Origin of the sequence: Sphingopyxis granuli NBRC 100800, assembly GCF_001591045.1 — a bacterium.
Lineage (GTDB): Bacteria > Pseudomonadota > Alphaproteobacteria > Sphingomonadales > Sphingomonadaceae > Sphingopyxis > Sphingopyxis granuli.
Genome location: NZ_BCUA01000095.1, coordinates 1 through 13605, shown reverse-complemented (window position 1 = coordinate 13605; position 13605 = coordinate 1). Strand labels below are relative to the sequence as shown.

At 68.9% G+C, this 13605-nt stretch carries 14 protein-coding genes; 7 read left to right on the top strand and 7 right to left on the bottom strand.

Going from position 1 to position 13605, the window contains the following annotated elements:
- Positions 1 to 91: 91 nt before the first annotated feature.
- Positions 92 to 829 carry a class I SAM-dependent methyltransferase gene (locus SGR02S_RS16795; RefSeq protein WP_067112567.1) on the bottom strand — a complete coding sequence of 246 codons (738 nt, stop codon included), beginning with the start codon at positions 827 to 829 and terminating at the stop codon, positions 92 to 94.
- Between the two features lie 94 nt (positions 830 to 923).
- Here SGR02S_RS16795 and mutM point away from each other — a divergent pair, with 94 nt between their 5' ends.
- From mutM to dnaA, 3 genes are all read left to right on the top strand, one after another.
- Positions 924 to 1736 carry a bifunctional DNA-formamidopyrimidine glycosylase/DNA-(apurinic or apyrimidinic site) lyase gene (gene mutM / locus SGR02S_RS16790; protein ID WP_067112564.1) on the top strand — a complete coding sequence of 271 codons (813 nt, stop codon included), beginning with the start codon at positions 924 to 926 and terminating at the stop codon, positions 1734 to 1736.
- A 187-nt stretch (positions 1737 to 1923) separates the two neighbouring features.
- Positions 1924 to 2187, top strand: a complete 264-nt coding sequence (gene rpsT, locus SGR02S_RS16785; RefSeq protein WP_067112560.1) for a 30S ribosomal protein S20 — start codon at positions 1924 to 1926, stop codon at positions 2185 to 2187.
- Between the two features lie 500 nt (positions 2188 to 2687).
- On the top strand, positions 2688 to 4049 hold the full coding sequence (dnaA, locus tag SGR02S_RS16780) for a chromosomal replication initiator protein DnaA (protein ID WP_082797203.1): 1362 nt from the start codon (positions 2688 to 2690) through the stop codon (positions 4047 to 4049).
- A gap of 52 nt (positions 4050 to 4101) precedes the next feature.
- On the opposite strand, the gene SGR02S_RS16775 is transcribed toward dnaA, so the two are convergent.
- The 4 genes from SGR02S_RS16775 to secB form a co-directional block, all read right to left on the bottom strand.
- Positions 4102 to 4794 carry a DUF4136 domain-containing protein gene (locus SGR02S_RS16775; protein WP_419964888.1) on the bottom strand — a complete coding sequence of 231 codons (693 nt, stop codon included), beginning with the start codon at positions 4792 to 4794 and terminating at the stop codon, positions 4102 to 4104.
- Between the two features lie 120 nt (positions 4795 to 4914).
- Positions 4915 to 5931, bottom strand: a complete 1017-nt coding sequence (gene trpS, locus SGR02S_RS16770; RefSeq protein ID WP_067112550.1) for a tryptophan--tRNA ligase — start codon at positions 5929 to 5931, stop codon at positions 4915 to 4917.
- A 3-nt stretch (positions 5932 to 5934) separates the two neighbouring features.
- The gene (gene murJ, locus SGR02S_RS16765) at positions 5935 to 7542 is read right to left on the bottom strand and encodes a murein biosynthesis integral membrane protein MurJ (RefSeq protein WP_067112546.1); all 1608 of its coding nucleotides are present in this window, start codon (positions 7540 to 7542) and stop codon (positions 5935 to 5937) included.
- 94 nt (positions 7543 to 7636) lie between these two features.
- Positions 7637 to 8152 (bottom strand): protein-export chaperone SecB, encoded by a 516-nt coding sequence (gene secB / locus SGR02S_RS16760; RefSeq protein WP_067112542.1) that lies wholly within the window; start codon positions 8150 to 8152, stop codon positions 7637 to 7639.
- A 245-nt stretch (positions 8153 to 8397) separates the two neighbouring features.
- On the opposite strand from secB, the gene SGR02S_RS16755 reads away from it, so the two are divergent.
- The 3 genes from SGR02S_RS16755 to SGR02S_RS16745 all read left to right on the top strand — a co-directional run bounded on the left by SGR02S_RS16755 (position 8398) and on the right by SGR02S_RS16745 (position 11068).
- Positions 8398 to 9066 (top strand): Tim44/TimA family putative adaptor protein, encoded by a 669-nt coding sequence (locus SGR02S_RS16755; RefSeq protein WP_082797202.1) that lies wholly within the window; start codon positions 8398 to 8400, stop codon positions 9064 to 9066.
- Positions 9067 to 9161: 95 nt separating this feature from the next.
- Complete coding sequence (gene mltA, locus SGR02S_RS16750; RefSeq protein WP_419964887.1) at positions 9162 to 10487, top strand: murein transglycosylase A; 1326 nt, start codon at positions 9162 to 9164, stop codon at positions 10485 to 10487.
- A gap of 5 nt (positions 10488 to 10492) precedes the next feature.
- Positions 10493 to 11068, top strand: coding sequence for a Smr/MutS family protein (locus SGR02S_RS16745; protein ID WP_067112540.1), 576 nt, complete (start codon positions 10493 to 10495; stop codon positions 11066 to 11068).
- A 2-nt stretch (positions 11069 to 11070) separates the two neighbouring features.
- On the opposite strand, the gene dapE is transcribed toward SGR02S_RS16745, so the two are convergent.
- Positions 11071 to 12204, bottom strand: coding sequence for a succinyl-diaminopimelate desuccinylase (dapE, locus tag SGR02S_RS16740; protein ID WP_419964886.1), 1134 nt, complete (start codon positions 12202 to 12204; stop codon positions 11071 to 11073).
- A 120-nt stretch (positions 12205 to 12324) separates the two neighbouring features.
- Between dapE and SGR02S_RS16735 the strand changes: the two genes are divergently transcribed.
- Entirely contained in the window at positions 12325 to 12792 is a 468-nt protein-coding gene (locus tag SGR02S_RS16735; RefSeq protein WP_067112537.1) for a cupin domain-containing protein, read from the top strand.
- Between the two features lie 24 nt (positions 12793 to 12816).
- Here SGR02S_RS16735 and SGR02S_RS16730 read toward each other — a convergent pair whose 3' ends face one another.
- A complete protein-coding gene (locus tag SGR02S_RS16730; RefSeq protein ID WP_067112534.1) occupies positions 12817 to 13488 on the bottom strand; it encodes a glutathione S-transferase family protein in 672 nt (223 codons plus the stop codon).
- Positions 13489 to 13605 lie beyond the last annotated feature (117 nt).

Below are 13605 nucleotides of genomic sequence, written 5' to 3'. Positions count from 1 at the left end.
GGGGGGGGGGGGATGTCGAGGTCGCGCGCTGTGAAACAGGCCCTCCCCCGACCCCTCCCGCAAGCGGGAGGGGAGAAAGTTGGCCCGCTTCTCACGCCTTCCATCCGCTGTGGATCGCGACGAGGCCGCCGAGGATCGGTTCGACCTTCACCGCGGCAAAGCCCGCGTCGCGAATCATCTGCGCGAAGGCGGGCATCGGCGGAAAGCGGCGAATCGATTCGATCAGATAGCGATAGCTGTCTTCGTCGTCGGCGATCAGCTTGCCGAGCCGCGGCACCAGATGGTGCGAATAGGCGTCATAGGCCTGCGCGAAGCCCGGCCATTCGTTGGTCGAGAATTCGAGGCAAAAGAAGCGCCCGCCATAGCGCAGCACGCGGTGCGCCTCGGCGAGCGCGGCGGGAATGTCGGTGACGTTGCGGATGCCGAAGGCGATCGTATAGGCGTCGAAGAAGCGGTCGGGAAAGGACAGGCTTTCGGCGTTCTGCTCGCTCCATACGAGGCTGTCGATGCCGCGCGCCGCCGCGCGCTCCATGCCGACGGCCAGCATATCGGGATTGATGTCGGCGACGGTGATGCTGGCGCCCGACGGCTCCATGCGAAAGGCGATGTCGCCGGTCCCCCCCGCCATGTCGAGGATCGCCTCGCCGGCGCGCGGCTTGACGCGGCGCACGAAGCGGTCCTTCCACAACCGGTGGAGACCGCCCGACATCGCGTCGTTCATGATGTCGTATTTGCGCGCGACGCGGCTGAACACCTCGCCGACCATTGCGGTCTTCCGGCCCGCTGGAACCTGTTCGTAACCGAAGCTGACGGTGTCGGGCGTAGCCATGGAGTCGCGCCTTTGCGGGATGGGGGAGAGAAGTCTGACCGGCCTTTAGCCGGGCCTTGCCGCCCGCGCAAATGCCAGTTACCGCGCGGAGGAAATGCCCGAACTTCCCGAAGTCGAAACCACCGTCCGCGGTCTGGCGCCCTTCCTCGAAGGGCAGCGGCTGGCGACGGTGACGACCTTTCGTCCCGACCTGCGCCGCCCCTTCCCGGCCGACCTCGCGCAGCGGTTGACCGGCGCGACGGTGACGGGCCTGTCGCGGCGCGCCAAATACGGCATCGTGTCGACCGATCGCGACGACCACATGATCTTCCATCTCGGCATGTCCGGACGCTGGCGCACCGAGGGCGGCGAGGCGGGCAAGCACGACCATCTGCTCCTCGAAACCGGTGCGGGGCAGCGGTTGTTCCTTCACGATCCGCGCCGGTTCGGTTCGGTCGACCTGGTGGCGGGCGACCCGCTGACGCGCTTTCCGGCCTTCGTCACGCTGGGCCCGGAACCGCTGTCCGACGCGTTCGACGCCGCTTATCTCGCCAAGGCGCTCGCGGGGCGCCGGGCGCCGATCAAGGCGATGCTGCTCGACCAGACGGTCGTCGCCGGGCTCGGTAACATCTATGTCTGCGAGGCGCTCAACATGGCGCGGATCGCGCCGACGCGCGCCGCGGCCGACGTGCCCAAGGCGAAGCTCGCCGCGCTCGTGCCCGCGATCAAGGCGGTGCTTCTCGCCGCCATCGCGGCGGGCGGCTCGACGCTGCGCGATTTCCTGAGCCCCGAAGGCGATCTCGGCTATTTCGCGAAGGACTGGCGCGTCTATGGGCGCGAGGGCGAGCGATGCGAATGCGGCGGCACCATCGCGCGCATCGTGCAGAGCGGCCGGTCGACCTTTCATTGCCCGAAATGCCAGCGCTGATGCGGTCTTTTCCCGCGAAGAGCATTGACCGGGACGCCCTTCATGGCTATGGGCGCACCCTTCGAGCAGGGTCCGGTCTTCCGGAACCGGCCGCATCCGGACATTGATTCGCTGCACCCGCGCGATTCGGCTGCTCCGCTTTCGGCTGTGCTCCGACCGTTGAACCGATTGGAAGTTTGAGGAATTTATGGCCAATACGCCGCAGGCAAAGAAGCGCATCCGCCGGAACCAGGCGCGCGCCAGCGTCAACAAGAACCGCGTTTCGCGCATCCGCACGCTGGTGAAGAAGGTCGAAGCCGCCGTCGCTGCGGGCGACAAGGACGCGGCGCAGGCTGCGCTCAAGGTGGCGCAGCCCGAAATGGCGCGCGGCGTCGCCAAGGGCGTGCTGCACAAGAACACGGTCGCGCGCAAATATTCGCGCCTGACCAAGAGCGTGAACGCGATCGCCTGATCCGTCGTCCCGAAAGGGGACAAGAGGGCCCGCCGGATATCCTCCGGCGGGCTCTTTTTTGTGCCCGCGATCATGACGCGTCGATGACCATGCTGTTGCATCGCGGTAAGTCGCGGATTTGCCGCGATTCGTTGCCGACGCCCCGTTGGATACTGTCTATGATACTGAAAAATAGGAAAAAAATAGGCATTTGACGATTTTCCGAGGGGTCCGGTGAGTCAAGGTTTTTATTTCAGTATTTTTACAGGCCGCGCCCTTGATCGACTCGCCCGAGCCTGACTAGACAAGGGCGTCGCTGGCCATCGCCGACGGCCGTCACTCGACATGATTCGATTCCCCTTCGGGCCGCGCGCCCGGGGTCGGATGCATGCGCCCGGCTGGAAACGCCGGGTCGGGACGGACAGGCGCGGCGGCGGACGGGGACGACCGGAACTCAAAGGGGGCGGGACGGCGTGACAGGGAGTGGCGATCGGCATGACGGCAATGCGGACCTTGGAGCGATGAGCGGCGATGCCGCGGCGCTCTGGCCGCGCGTTGCCGAAGGGCTGCGCCGCGATCTGGGCGCCCGCACCTTCGATCATTGGCTGAAGCCCGTGCGCTTCGCCGATTACTGCACCCTGTCGGCGGTCGTCACGCTCGAAACCGCGAGCCGCTTTTCGGCCAACTGGATTAACGACCGCTTCGGCGAGCGGCTGCTGCTGGCATGGCGCCAGTATCTGCCGGCGGTGCGCAGCGTCACCGTGCGCGGCGGCGCGGCGGCGAGCGATCGCGCCGCGACGCTGGCGACCGCCCCGCTTCCCGCCTTCGACGCGGCGCCGGTCCCGGCCGCGCAGGCCGTGCCGTCGCCGTTCGACGCGCGGCTGTGCTTCGATCGCTTCGTGGTGGCGCGCAGCAATATCCTCGCCGCCAACGCCGCGCGGCGTATGGCGATGGCCGAGGCGCCGCAGTTCAACCCGCTCTATCTCTGCTCTGGCACCGGGCAGGGCAAGACGCACCTGCTGCACGCTATCGCACAGGCCTATGCGGCGATCCGGCCGACCGCGAACATCATTCTGATGTCGGCGGAGAAGTTCATGCTCGAATTCGTCGGCGCGATGCGCGGCGGCGACATGATGGCGTTCAAGGCGCGGCTGCGCGCCGCCGACCTGCTGCTGCTCGACGACCTGCAGTTCGTGATCGGCAAGAATTCGACGCAGGAAGAGCTGCTGCACACGATCGACGACCTGATGTGCTCGGGCAAGCGGCTCGTCGTCACCGCCGACCGCCCGCCGGCGATGCTCGACGGGGTCGAGGCGCGCCTGCTGTCGCGCCTGTCGGGCGGGCTGGTCGCCGACATCGAGGCGCCCGAGGACGACCTGCGCGAGCGGATCATCCGCCAGCGGCTCGCCGCGATGCCGATGGTCGCGGTGCCCGACGACGTCGTCGCCTATCTGGTCCGCCATTTCACGCGCAACATCCGCGAGCTGGAAGGCGCGCTCAACAAGCTGCTCGCCTATGCCGCGCTGACCGGCGTCGATATCGATCTCGCGCTTGCCGAGGACCGGCTGGCGGAGAATGTGCGCAGCGCCCGCCCGCGAATCACGATCGACGAAATCCAGCGCGCGGTCTGTGCGCACTACCGGCTCGACAAGGCGGAGATGGCGTCGAAGCGTCGGGTGCGCGCGATCGCGCGGCCGCGCCAGGTCGCCATGTATTTGGCGAAGGAACTGACGCCGCGCTCCTATCCCGAGATCGGGCGCCGCTTCGGCGGGCGCGACCACAGCACGGTGATCCACGCGGTGCGCACGGTCGAGGCGCTGCGCGTCACCGACAGCGAACTCGACGCCGAAATCGCGGCGATCCGGCGCAGCCTCAACAATTAGGCTCTTTCCCTTCCGGCGCGGGGCGCGCCGGAAGGACGAGGGTCGCGTGCGCTTACCGCTTTTCGGGCGGGGCCACCGTGATGCGGACCCGCTCGCCCGAATTGCCGGGGAAGCCGGTGAACATCGCCTCGACGAGGTTCGGCACCAGCTGCTGAAGATCGTTGCTGCGCGACTGCGCCTGCGCGTGACCCTCGAACAGGCGATGGCCGTCGGCCGCGCGGTCGATCTGCAGGTCGAGGCCGCTGGTGTAGACGGTATAGCTCTGAACGTCGTTATAGCCCCAGCCGGGCCCGAAACCGCCCCAATACCAAGGGTCGTACCAGCCGTGGACATAGCGCCGGCCGTTGGGGCCGCGGATCACCATCGGGCGATAGAAGCCGCGGTTGAACCCGTAGCCGCCATACCAGGGATCGCCGAAACCGGGGCTCGACACGACGCGTTCGCGACCCTTGTCGATGCCGTAATCCATGCGGACTAGGAGGTCGGCCTTCTCGCCCGGCGCGGCGGGGCGATAGCCATAGCGGGTCAGCTCGCCGGCGACGAGGCCGGCGTATTGGCTGAACTCGATGCCGCCCTGCAGGGCCGGATTGGCCGCCTCGATGGCGAAGCTCTGTCCCTGCGGTGCCGGAAGCTGCGTCTGGAAGCGCGCGACGTCGGCGCGGAACGGGGTCGCGCAGCCGGCGAGCGCCAGTGCCGCCCCTGTCATGGCAGCGAGACCCAGCCGCCGGAGATTCGTCTTGCTCATTGTCATGCTCCGTATTCGGTGCGCGGATGACTCCACGCTTTACCCCATGACTATGCCGATGCGACTTAACCTTGGTTGAACCCAGCTCGCCGCGATTTCGTTCCGACAAATCCCCGGAATTTACCGGCAAAGCCCCAACACATGATATGTGGCGTCGAGCGTCGGCTTTGCAAGGGCGCGCGCCTTTGCCGCGCCGCGCTCGAGAATCGCGTCGAGCGCCGCGACATCGTCCCTGAGCGCGACGAAGCGCGCGTTGATCGGCGCGAGCTTTTCGACCAGCAGCTCGCCGAGCGCGGGCTTGAAGGCGCCGAAGCCCCGGCCGCCGAAATCGCGCAGCACGGCGTCGACGCCGACATCGGCCAGCGTCGCATAGATGCCGACGAGGTTGCGGGCCTCCGCCCGCCCTTCCAGCCCCGCCGCCTCGGACGGCAGCGGCTCGGGATCGGTCTTCGCCTTCTTCACCTTCTGCATCATCGCGTCGGCATCGTCGGTCAGGTTGATCCGGCTCATGTCCGACGGGTCGGATTTCGACATCTTCGCGCTGCCGTCGCGCAGGCTCATGATCCGCGCGGCATCGGCGGGGATGATCGGTTCGGGCAGGGTGAAGACCGGCGCCTCCTCGCTGGCATAGTCGTTGTTGAACTTCTGCGCGATGTCGCGCGCCAGTTCGAGATGCTGCTTCTGGTCCTCGCCGACCGGGACGTGCGTCGCCTGATAGAGCAGCACGTCGGCCGCCTGGAGCACCGGATAGGTGTAGAGCGCCGCCGAGGCGCTTTCGCGATTCTTGCCCGACTTGTCCTTGAACTGCGTCATCCGGTTGAGCCAGCCGAGCCGCGCGGTCCCGTTGAGCAGCCATTGGAGTTCGGCATGCGCGGGGACGCGCGCCTGGTTGAACAGGGTCGACCGGTCGGGGTCGATCCCGCAGGCGACGAGCGCCGCAGTCATCGCGCGCGTGTTCGCGGTGAGTTCGGCGGGCACATGCGGCATCGAGATCGCATGGAGGTCGGCGAGGAAGAAGAGGCAATCGCCGCCTTGCGCCGCCGCGTCGTCCTGCATCCGCACCCAGTTGCGGATCGCGCCCAGATAGTTGCCGAGGTGCAAATTTCCGGTGGGCTGGATGCCCGAAACGATCCGCATGTCCTATTCCTTCGTGGTCGCCGCTCCAGTGCGGCGGCGCCGCGTCAACATGGCGAGCAGCTCCTTGTCAAGCGCGCCGACCAGGAAAGCGGCGGCGAAGAAGACCGCTCCGCCGGCGACGACGAGCGCGCTCAGCGACCAGACGCGCTCGAACGCGCTGCCCGCATAATGGGGCGCGAGGCGCGGCATCATCCACCACAGCAGCGCCGCCATCGCCGCGACCGCGACGATCTGGCGCGCGATCCGGCTTGCAAGCCGCGCGGTGAAATGGAACCAGCCGCGCCGGTGGAGGACGATGTAGAGGAGCAGGCAGTTGAGGCTGGCCGAGGCCGCGGTCGCACCCGCCAGCCCGACGATGCCGAAACGGCGCACGACATAGAGGTTGATCGCGATGTTGACGATCAGCGAGGCGAGTGCGGTCCATACCGGCGTCCGCGTATCCTCGCGCGCGAAGAAGCCGGGGTTCAATATCTTGACGATGACATAGGCGGGCAGGCCGGCGACGAGCGCGACGACGATGTTCGCCATGATCGCCCCGTCGGCATCGGTGAACTTGCCGCCGACGAAGAAGGCGGCGGTGAAGGCCGGCGCGCAGATGGCGAGCGCTGCGGCGGCGGGCAGGGTGAGCAGCGTCGCCATCTCGAAGGCGTTGCTTTGCAGGCGCTGCGCCTCGGCCGCGTCGCCCGCGTGGATGTGGCGTGCGAGCATCGGCAGGATCGCGGTGCCGAGCGCGATGCCGACGATGCCGAGCGGCATCTGGTTGAGCCGATCGGCGAGCTTGAGCAGGGTGAGCGAACCCTGCGGGAGCGAGGTGGCGAAGAATGTGTCGACGAACTGGCTGATCTGATAGATGCCGGCGCCGAAGGTCGCGGGCAGGATCAGCATGCCGAGCCGCCGCACCTCCGGCGTCAGCCTCGGCAGTCGCAGGTGCAGGCGCAGGCCGGCGCGGCGCACCGCCCACCACAGATAGGCGAATTGCGCGAGCCCCGCGACGCTGACCGATATGGCGAGCGCGAGCGCGACGATGCGGTCGTCGCCGCTGTCGCCGCGCAGTTTCCAGCCGATAATGATCCCGGCGATCAGCACGATGTTGAGCAGCACCGGCGCGAAGGCCCCCGGCGCAAAGCGCGCGCGCGCGTTGAGCACCCCCGACAGCATCGCGACGAGGCTGATGAAACCGAGATAGGGGAAGGTGATGCGGCTCAGCAGCACCGCGAGCTCGAATTTTCCGGGCACGTCCTGATAGTCGCGCGCCAGAATCCAGACGATGGCTGGCATCGCGATCATCGCGACCGCCGAAAAGACCAGCAGCACCCACAGGAACACCGCGAGCACGTCGTCGGCGAAGCGCGCCGCCGCACCCTCTCCGCCGCCCTCGCTCTCGCTGCCGTGCAGCGCGCGGCTGTACATCGGCACGAAGGCGACCGAGAAGGCGCCCTCGGCGAACAGGCGGCGGAAGGTGTTGGGCAGGGTGAAGGCGAGCTGATAGGCGTCGGCCGCGAGCCCGGCGCCGAGCACGCGCGCGAGCAGCATGTCGCGCACGAAGCCGAAGATGCGGCTGACCAGCGTCAGCCCGCCGATCGTCCCGACGCTGCGGACGAGGCTGCTCATCCTGAAACCCCCTTCCCGTCAGGGAAGAGGTCGAGGCGATTGACCGCGTCGCGCAAGGTCGAGGGTCGCACCCCGCCGCGCCCCGTTGGTCGGGTCAGGCCTGACCGACCGGCGTGGGGATGTCGCCCTGGCCCTCGGCCTGCGCCTGGGCCTGTTGCAGGAACAGGCCGTGGAAATCGATCGGTTCGAGCAGCAGCGGCGGGAAACCGCCGTCGCGCACCGCATCGGCGACCACGCGGCGCGCGAAGGGGAAGAGGATGCGCGGCGCTTCGGCGAGGAAGAAGGGCTGGAGCTGGTCCTCGGGGACGTTGCGGACCCCGAACAGGCCGGCATATTTGAGCTCGATGACGAAGGCGGTTCCCTCGTCGGCCTTCGAGGTGACGTCGATCTTCAGCGTCACTTCGAACAGATTCTCGCCGACGCCGTCGGCGCCGATGTTGAACTGGACGTCGATCTGCGGCGCGGCCTGCCACTGATAGACGGCGGGCGCGTTCGGATTCTCGAACGACAGATCCTTCACATATTGCGAGATCAGACCGATCGCCGGGCTGTTGTCCTCGCCGTTGGGCAGGGTTTCGGGGGTGAAGTCGCTGCTGGTCTCGTCGGCCATGTCCAAAATGCCTTCATTCTCTGGTCGGGAAGGGTCCGGTCCCCTGTCCCGGGGGGCAGGCGGCGGACGGTTGCCGGGCGCTTAGCAGCGGCGGGCGGCGAGCACAATGGGCGCCGGACCGGCTTTTGCGGCGGGCGAATCGTTGACCTGCCGCGCGGCTGCGGCCATGGAGATTTGAAACATGGCGGCGTATCGCCTATGTTGGAATCGAGACTTTCCCCACCGTCCGCATCGGATATCTGCCTGTGACCGCTTTTTCGATCGTCCTGCTCGCCATGATCGCCGCCTTTCTGGGCATGCGGCTCTATTCGGTCCTCGGCAAGCGCACGGGGCATGAACAGGAGCCGGTGCTGCCGCGCCGCGACGAGCGCACGGCGCGTGCACCCGTGCGCCTCGACGAAAGCGACGCGCAGTCCGCACCGCAGCCGGGCGCGCCGGCGACGTCGGGCCTCGTCTACGAACCCGCGGCCGAAGCGGGGCTGCGCGCGCTGCTCGCCGCCGATCGGAATTTTGACGCCGGGCGCTTCATGGAGGGCGCCGAGGCGGCGTATCGCATGATCCTCGAGGCCTATTGGGCGGGCGACCGCGACACGCTGCGCGACCTGTGCGACGATGACAGCTACGAGGCCTTCGTCGCGGCGATCGATGCGCGCGCGGCGCGCGGCGAAACGCTGGAGAACCGCCTGATCGGCATCGATTCGGCGAAGATCACCGCGGTCGAGATGAACCGCAGCGAGGCGCGCATCACGGTGCGCTATCAGGCCGACATCAGCGCCATCACGCGCGACGCCGACGGGCGGATGATCGCCGGATCGATGAGCGACGCGGCGCAGACGAACGATCTGTGGACCTTCCGCCGCGCGATCGGTGCCAGCGATCCCAACTGGCTGCTCGACGAAGCCGAGGCGGCCTGATCCGCATGCCGCGTGGCGGGCGGGGGGCAGGCGACGGGGCGGCTGCCGTCCGGACCGCCGTGCGTGCGAAGCGTGGGAAAAGCCATCGACCGAGGGTGTCGCCTATCGGCCGCTATGCGTTGTTCGCCGCGCTGCCGCTGCTGTCGGCCTGCGCGTCGGTGATCCCCGAGGCCGGCGGCGCACGCCCCGGCACCGCGCCGCCATCCGCTCCGCCGACAGCGCAACAGCCGCCGCCCGCGCCGAGCGGGCCGACGCGCCCCTATCAGCCGCGCCCCTCGACGCCCCCCGGCGCCGCCGCGAAGCCGATCCCCGCGACGCCGCGTGCGCCGCTCGCCGCGCCGGCGGTGCCGGCGACCGCGACAACCGCCGCCGAGGCGGGCGTCGTGCTGGGCCCCGAATATACCGAACTGGGCATCGCGCCCGACCAGGCGACCGCCGCGCTCAAGGCCTTCCGCCTGAGCTGCCCCTCGGTGCAGCGCCGTGCCGACGCGAGCGGCCTCACGCAGAATGGCGAATGGACCGAAAGCTGCCAGGCCGCCGCGGGCTGGCCCGACCGCGACGCCGGCAATTTCTTCAGCCGCTATTTCGGCACCGTGCAGGTCGGCGCGGGCACCGCCTTCGTCACCGGCTATTTCGAGCCCGAGATCGCGGCATCGCGCGACCGGCGTCCGGGCTATGACGTGCCGATCTATCGCCGCCCGCCCGATCTGGTCGATGTCGATCTCGGCCTCTTTTCCGACGCGCTGCAGGGCAGGAAGATCCGCGGCCGCGTCGACGGCAACGCCTTCGTTCCCTATTACGACCGCACGGCGATCGAGCGCGGCGCGCTGGGCGGACGCGGGCTCGAAATCGCCTGGGCGGCCGACGCCGCCGAATTCTTCTTCCTGCAGGTGCAGGGATCGGGGCGGCTGCGCCTGCCCGACGGGTCGATCATGCGCATCGGTTACGACAGCCAGAACGGGCGCGACTATGTCGGCATCGGCAAGCTGCTGCTCGACCGCGGCGAGCTTCAGCCGGGGCAGGCGTCGATGCAGGGCATCCTCGATTATCTGCGCGCCGATCCGGTACGCGGCGCTGCGGTGATGAACGAGAATCCGAGCTGGGTCTTCTTTCGCGAACTGACCGGCCCCGGCCCGCTGGGCGCGCTCGGCGTGCCGGTGACGGGACGCAGCAGCGTTGCCGCCGATCCCAAATATGTGCCGCTCGGCGCCCCCGTCATCCTGTCGCTCGATCGGGCCGAGCCCAATGGGCTGTGGATCGCGCAGGACACTGGCGGCGCGATCAAGGGCGCCAACCGCTTCGACAGCTTCTGGGGCGCGGGCGATCAGGCGCGCGCGATCGCGGGCGGCATGGCGGCGCGCGGATCGGCGCTGATCCTGCTGCCGCGCGCCGCCGTGGCGCGGCTGACCGCGCAGCGCTGACCGCGATGCCGCGGCGGCTCGCCCCGGAGGAAAGCGCGCTTTGGAAAAAGGTCGCCGCGACGGTCGAACCGCTCCGCAAGCCGGTCGCTTCGCTCGAACCCAAGGCCCCGCCCACCGTCCGGCCACCGAAGCCGGCGCCGCGGAGCATCGCGCCGCCGGCCGCGCGGACTCCCTCGCCGTCTCCGCTGCCGCCGCCGCGCCGCACCCACGCCGCGGCGACGCTCGACAGCCATTGGGACCGGCGGCTGCGCAAGGGGCAGGTCCGCCCCGACAGCAGCATCGACCTCCACGGCCATAGCCTCGCCTCGGCGCAGACGCTGCTCGACACGGCGATCGGCCACGCCTTGCAGCGCGGCGCGCGGGTGCTGCTCGTCGTCGCGGGGCGGATGCGGCCGGGCGCCGACCGCCTGCCGCAGATGCATGGCGGACCGCGCCCGCGCGGCGCGATCCGCGCCTCGCTCGCCGACTGGCTCGCCGCCTCCCCGTACGCCGACCGGATCGTCGCGCTGCGCGCCGCGCATGTCAGCCACGGCGGGGCGGGCGCGGTCTATGTGATCCTGCGCCGGGCGCGCGAGGGATAGAGTCAGGCGCCGAACGCGCGCGTCAATATGCCGCGATAGATGGCGGCGAGCGTTTGCAGGTCCGCGACCGCGACCGCTTCGTCGAGCTTGTGCATCGTCGCGTTGATGAGGCCGAATTCGACCACCGGGCAGAGCGTGTGGAGGAAGCGCGCGTCGGAGGTGCCGCCGGTGGTCGACAGTTCGGGCGTCAGGCCCGTTTCGGCGTGGATCGCGTCGGAAACCAGCGCCGACAGCGCGCCCGGCGGGGTCAGGAAGGCCTCGCCCGAGATCTTGCCGACGACCTTGGCATTCGGTTCGACATCCTGCGCGATGCGCTCGACCATCTGGATCAGTTCGGCGCCGCGCTGCTGGTCGTTGAAGCGGATCGACAGCCTCGCCCGAGCCGAGGCGGGAATGACGTTGGTCGCGCCGTTGCCGACCTCGATATCGGTGAATTCGATGTTCGAGTGCTGGAACCAGCGCGTGCCCTCGTCGAGCGTCACCGTGTCGATGGCGGCGAGGATGCGCACCAGCTTCGGGATCGGATTGTCGGCGAGGTGCGGATAGGCGACGTGCCCCTGCGTCCCCGGCACGTCGATCCAGATGTTGACCGAGCCGCGCCGCCCGATCTTCACCATGTCGCCGAGCCGCTGCATCGAGGTCGGCTCGCCGACGACGATCAGGTCGGGTTTCAGCGCGCGCGCGTCCATATGCTCGATCAGCGCACGGGTGCCGAAGACCGCCGGGCCTTCCTCGTCGCCGGTGACGATCAGGCTGATCGTGCCCGCTTCGGGCGGGGTCGCCGCCGCCGCGGCGACGAAGGCGGCGATCGCGCCCTTCATGTCGACCGCGCCGCGGCCGTAGAGCAGGTCGCCGCGGACCTGCGGGTCGAAGGCGTCGCCGGTCCAGCCGACGCCGGGCGGCACGACGTCGAGATGCCCGGCAAAGCCGAAATGCCGCGGCCCCGCGCCCTTGCGGACGGCGAGCAGATTCTCGACCGGCCCGTCGGGCTCGATCCCGTCGATGAAGCGCTCGACCGTGAAGCCGAGCGGCATGAGCGCCGCTTCGAGCACGTCGAACACGGCGCCGGTGGCGGGGGTCACGCTGGGCGCGGCGATCAGCGCCTTGGCGAGGTCGACGGGGTCGATGGTCATCATCGCCGGCTTTTAACCGTTCGGGCGGAGCGAAGTCGAGACACCAATCGTCGGGGGCACCTTGCCGGGGAGCATCTCGACTTCGCGCGGCGCGGGCGGCAAGAAGGGGGCAGGAGGACCGCCATGCCCAAGCTCGACCTCGACGCGATCCCGCAGACCAACGCGACCGGCTATCCCACGCCCTACGATGCGCCCGTCCAGGGCCGCTGGTATCGCCGCCTCGCGCCGCCCACGGGGCTCACCGATTTCGCCGCGAGCCACGTCGTGCTGAAACCCGGCGCCTGGTCGTCGCAGCGCCACTGGCACGACGGCGAGGACGAGATGCTGGTGATGATCGCCGGCGAGGCGGTGCTCGTCGAGGATGACGGCCGCTGGCCGATGCGGCCGGGCGATATCGCCGTGTGGCCCAAGGGCAGCACCAACGGCCACCACCTGATCAACGAATCGGACGCCGACTGCGTGTTCGTCGCGCTCGGCGGCGGCAAGCGGTGCGACACCGGCGGCGGCTATTCGGACATCGACATGCTGTTCACGCCCGACGGCTATTTCCACAAGGACGGGACGCCCTATCCGACGAAGCGCATCCCCTGATTCGCCGGAGGATCGCGACGGGCGTCAGCCTTCCGCCGGCCCCTCGAACTGTTCGATCACCCAATCCTCGGCCTGCGCGCCGCCGATCCATTCCTGCATGTGCGGGTGGCTGACCACTGCCTGGCAATAGGGAACGGCGAAGCGCGGCAGCGGGATCGAATAGGTGATGAGCCGCGTCACCACCGGCGCGAACATCATGTCGGCCGCCGACCATTCGCCGAACAGATAATCGCCCTCGCCGCCGAAGCGCGCGCGGGCCTCGGCCCAGATCTGCATGATGCGCACGACGTCGGCCTGCACCTCGGGCAGCAGGTCGGCGGAAGGGTAGATGCGGCGGATGTTCATGCTGTGATGGCGGCGCAGCGCCGCGAAGCCCGAGTGCATTTCGGCCGCCATCGACCGCGCCATCGCGCGCGCCGCCCAATCCTCGGGCCAATAGCCGCGCGTGCCGCCGGTCTTTTCATTGAGATAGTCGATGATCGCCAGACTGTCCCAGACGACGATGTCCGCGCCGTCCCACAGGATCGGCACTTTGCCGCCCGACGGCGCAAACTCGTCGCCCTCGCGGCGGTTCGACCAGTCCTCGTCATAGAGCGGGACGTTGACCTCCTCGAACGCGAGGCCGCTCTGCCGCACCGCCAGCCAGCCGCGCAGGCTCCAGCTCGAATAGGCTTTGTTGCCGATGACCAGTTTCATGCGTCACTCTCATTCCCCTCCCGCTTGCGGGAGGGGTTAGGGATGGGGCTAGCCGCAGGCGAGCGGCGGCGGTTGCAGCCTTCATGCCCACCCCCGACCCCTCCCGCAAGCGGGAGG

Excerpts from the sequence above, each read along its gene's own strand:
- SGR02S_RS16795 (WP_067112567.1), bottom strand. The coding sequence starts at position 829 with ATGGCTACGCCCGACACCGTCAGCTTCGGTTACGAACAGGTTCCAGCG.
- dapE (WP_419964886.1), bottom strand. The coding sequence starts at position 12,204 with ATGATGACCATCGACCCCGTCGACCTCGCCAAGGCGCTGATCGCCGCG.
- SGR02S_RS16745 (WP_067112540.1), top strand. The coding sequence starts at position 10,493 with ATGCCGCGGCGGCTCGCCCCGGAGGAAAGCGCGCTTTGGAAAAAGGTC.
- murJ (WP_067112546.1), bottom strand. The coding sequence starts at position 7,542 with ATGAGCAGCCTCGTCCGCAGCGTCGGGACGATCGGCGGGCTGACGCTG.
- mutM (WP_067112564.1), top strand. The coding sequence starts at position 924 with ATGCCCGAACTTCCCGAAGTCGAAACCACCGTCCGCGGTCTGGCGCCC.
- secB (WP_067112542.1), bottom strand. The coding sequence starts at position 8,152 with ATGGCCGACGAGACCAGCAGCGACTTCACCCCCGAAACCCTGCCCAAC.
- SGR02S_RS16735 (WP_067112537.1), top strand. The coding sequence starts at position 12,325 with ATGCCCAAGCTCGACCTCGACGCGATCCCGCAGACCAACGCGACCGGC.
- trpS (WP_067112550.1), bottom strand. The coding sequence starts at position 5,931 with ATGCGGATCGTTTCGGGCATCCAGCCCACCGGAAATTTGCACCTCGGC.
- rpsT (WP_067112560.1), top strand. The coding sequence starts at position 1,924 with ATGGCCAATACGCCGCAGGCAAAGAAGCGCATCCGCCGGAACCAGGCG.
- SGR02S_RS16730 (WP_067112534.1), bottom strand. The coding sequence starts at position 13,488 with ATGAAACTGGTCATCGGCAACAAAGCCTATTCGAGCTGGAGCCTGCGC.
- SGR02S_RS16775 (WP_419964888.1), bottom strand. The coding sequence starts at position 4,794 with ATGAGCAAGACGAATCTCCGGCGGCTGGGTCTCGCTGCCATGACAGGG.
- dnaA (WP_082797203.1), top strand. The coding sequence starts at position 2,688 with ATGAGCGGCGATGCCGCGGCGCTCTGGCCGCGCGTTGCCGAAGGGCTG.